At 61.5% G+C, this 3,073-nt stretch carries 4 protein-coding genes; all 4 read left to right on the forward strand.

Features of this window, described 5'->3' with window-relative positions; translation table 11 throughout:
- Positions 1 to 98 precede the first annotated feature (98 nt).
- On the forward strand, positions 99 to 560 hold the full coding sequence (ribC, locus tag PHP59_RS12275) for a riboflavin synthase (RefSeq protein WP_300167396.1): 462 nt from the start codon (positions 99 to 101) through the stop codon (positions 558 to 560).
- Positions 561 to 610: 50 nt separating this feature from the next.
- A complete protein-coding gene (ribH, locus tag PHP59_RS12280) occupies positions 611 to 1,018 on the forward strand; it encodes a 6,7-dimethyl-8-ribityllumazine synthase (RefSeq protein ID WP_300166178.1) in 408 nt (135 codons plus the stop codon).
- Positions 1,015 to 2,157 carry a pyridoxal phosphate-dependent aminotransferase gene (locus tag PHP59_RS12285; RefSeq protein ID WP_300167398.1) on the forward strand — a complete coding sequence of 381 codons (1,143 nt, stop codon included), beginning with the start codon at positions 1,015 to 1,017 and terminating at the stop codon, positions 2,155 to 2,157. Before ribH ends, PHP59_RS12285 begins: the two co-directional genes overlap by 4 nt.
- A gap of 252 nt (positions 2,158 to 2,409) precedes the next feature.
- A partial coding sequence (locus PHP59_RS12290; RefSeq protein WP_300167400.1) for a hypothetical protein occupies positions 2,410 to 3,073 on the forward strand: 664 nt, incomplete at its 3' end.

Consider the following 3,073-nt stretch of genomic DNA (forward strand, 5'->3'; position numbering starts at 1 on the left):
ATCCTCGCCACCCTCGCCACCGTCCAGTACGCACTTCGCAAGGCAGGAGTTGCCGGCGTGGGCGACGGTGTCGAGGCCGCGGCAGAGGTGCTCGACGCATGAAGGTCGGCGTCGCTGACACCACCTTCGCACGCGTCGACATGGGCGCGATCGCCATCGACGAGCTCCGCAAACACGCGAGCGTCGGTATCGAGCGCTACACCGTCCCGGGGTTCAAGGACCTCCCGGTCGCCTGCAAGAAGCTCATCGAGGAGCGGGGATGCGACATCGTCATCGCCCTCGGCATGCCTGGCGGCAAGGAAAAGGACAGGATGTGCGCCCATGAGGCCTCCCAGGGCCTCATGCTCGCCCAGCTCATGACAAACCACCACATCATCGAGGTCTTCGTCCACGAGGACGAGGCCGGGACAGAGAGTGAACTTGCCTGGCTTGCCGAACAGCGGACAAGGGAGCACGCCGTCAATGCCGTGAACCTCGTCCTCAGACCGCAGGTCCTCACCAGGCAGGCCGGCACAGGCCAGAGGCAGGGCTTCGAGGACGTCGGCCCTGCGAGGCAGTGAACCGGCAGAATAAAAAGAGAACACAGACAGGATCGATCGAGGAGAAGACAATGGCAATCAAGCTTGGCTTTGTGGTTGCGGAGTTCAACCGCGACATCACCTATATGATGGAGATCGAGGGACGGGAACACGCGAAGTTTCTCGGCGCAGAGGTCACCGAGTGCTTCTATGTGCCCGGCGCCTATGACATGCCCCTGGCGATCAAGAAACTCCTCTCCGAGGGGAAGGTCGACGCCGTCGTCACGATCGGCTGCGTCATCGAAGGGGCGACCCAGCACGACGAGATCGTCGTCCAGCACGCCGCCCGGAAGATCATCGATCTCTCCCTCGAGTACAACAAGCCGGTCGCCCTCGGTATTTCCGGGCCCGGAATGACCCGCATGGAAGCCAACGAGCGGATCGACTACGCAAAGCGCGCCGTTGAATCTGCCGTCAAGATGGTGCAGAGATTAGGATGAGAGCCCTCTCCGAGAAGATCGGTGCCGTCGCCCCGTCGGCGACGATCGAGATCACCGACGCCGCCAAAAAGATGAAGAGAGAGGGGATCGACGTGATCAGCCTCTCCATCGGCGAACCCGACTTCGCCACGCCGGAGCATATCGTGCAGGCCTGTTCCGACGCCCTGGCGCGCGGCGAGACCCACTATGCCCCGTCGGCCGGCATCCCGGAACTCCTCCATGCTGTGGCCGCGAAGTGCCGGACGGAGAACAGGATCCCCTGCGGACCGGAGAACGTCATCGCCACCTGCGGGGCGAAGGACGCGATCTATGAGGCGATGCAGGCCTGCCTCAACCCGGGGGACGAGGTGATCCTCCCTGACCCGGCCTGGGTCAGCTACGAGCCCTGTGTCCAGATGGCAGACGGTCGGGTCGTCCACCACCCCCTGAAGGAGCCCTCCTTCCAGATCGACGACGCCATCCTGGAGCGGGTCGGGCAGAAGACGAAGATGATCGTCGTCAATACCCCCTCGAACCCGGCCGGGACGGTGCTCTCGAAGGCCTCCCTGAAACTTGTCGCGGACCTCTGCGAGGACTACGACCTTCTCGCCCTGTCCGACGAGATCTACGAAAAACTCATCTATGGCAAAGAGCACATATCCCTCGCGGCCCTCGGGGACATGGCCGAACGGACGATCACCATCAACGGCTTTTCCAAGGCCTACGCGATGACAGGGTGGCGCCTCGGGTATGCCGTCGCCCCCCTGCCCATACTGCGGCAGATGATGAAGGTCCAGCAGCACTCGATCTCATCCCCGACAACCTTCGTCATGTGGGGCGGCGTCGCGGCCCTGCAGGGCGACCAGACCTGTGTCGAGGCGATGCGGAAGGAGTTCGAGGCGCGCCGGATGTACATGCTCGACGAGTTCGCCTCGATGGGCTACACGGTTGCCCCGCCGGACGGCGCTTTCTACGCATTCGTGAAGGTGGAGGGCGACGACATGGCGATCGCGCGTTCCTGGCTGAATGACGCACACGTCGCGGCAACCCCGGGTACGGCCTTCAATGCCCCGGGCTGGATACGCGTCTCCTATGCCGCCTCCATCCCCACACTGAAAGAGGCGATGAGGCGGATACGTGCCTGGAAAAGCGGACAGTAACAACCAGAAACTACAGACGGCATGAGTGCCTCAGGATACTGCGGGGACAGATCGCCCCCACGGATATTCCTCACTATCATTTTTTTCCTGATACTCCTGCTGCCGTCCGCTTCTATCGCTTCTTCCCCGGAAAAAAACGTTCTTCTTCTTCATTCCTATCACGAGGGCCTCTCATGGACCGACGGGGTCACCGACGGCATATACTCAGCTTTTGACGAGGGGACCACAGATGTCAACCTCTATATCGAGTACATGGACACCCCACGGATCGCGAGTCCCCGCTACTCCGCGGAGATTGTCGAGATGTACAGGCTCAAGTATGGGGATATCAAACTCGATGCCATCATTTGCTCGGACGAATATGCCTTTCACTTCCTCCGCGAGCACCATGACGACCTCTTCCCCGGGACGCCGGTCATCTTCTGCGGGGTGAACTATTTTGAGGACAGGTACCTTGCCGGGTGGGAGAACTGCACCGGGATCGTCGAAGTCGCCGATGTGCAGGGGACGGTCGACGCCGCCATCTCAATCAATCCGGGCGTCAGGGAGGTCTATGTCGTCAACGACAATACGCTGACCGGGATAGCCGACAGAAAAGTCGTCGAAGAGGTCGCAAAGGGCTATGAGGGCCATCTCACCTTCACAATGCCGGAGAACCAGACCCTTGATGAGATAAAGGAGGACGTCGGGGGCCTCCCGCCCGACACGGTCGTCCTCCTCATGACCCTCACCAGGGACGCAAACGGCACGTACTACGAGTACGACGATGTCATCAAGGAGGTCTCCGGCGCCTCCCGCGTGCCGGTCTACAGTGTCTGGGAGGTCTATATGGGGGACGGCCTGACCGGGGGAAATCTCCTCTCTGCCGAGGACCAGGGACGGGAGACGGGCATGATGACACTCAGGGTTCTCAACG

This window comes from Methanofollis sp., assembly GCF_028702905.1.
Taxonomy (GTDB): Archaea; Halobacteriota; Methanomicrobia; order Methanomicrobiales; family Methanofollaceae; genus Methanofollis.

Bases quoted from the DNA above. Each gene is read 5' to 3' on its own strand.
- PHP59_RS12285 (WP_300167398.1), top strand. From the start codon at position 1,015: ATGAGAGCCCTCTCCGAGAAGATCGGTGCCGTCGCCCCGTCGGCGACG.
- ribH (WP_300166178.1), top strand. From the start codon at position 611: ATGGCAATCAAGCTTGGCTTTGTGGTTGCGGAGTTCAACCGCGACATC.
- ribC (WP_300167396.1), top strand. From the start codon at position 99: ATGAAGGTCGGCGTCGCTGACACCACCTTCGCACGCGTCGACATGGGC.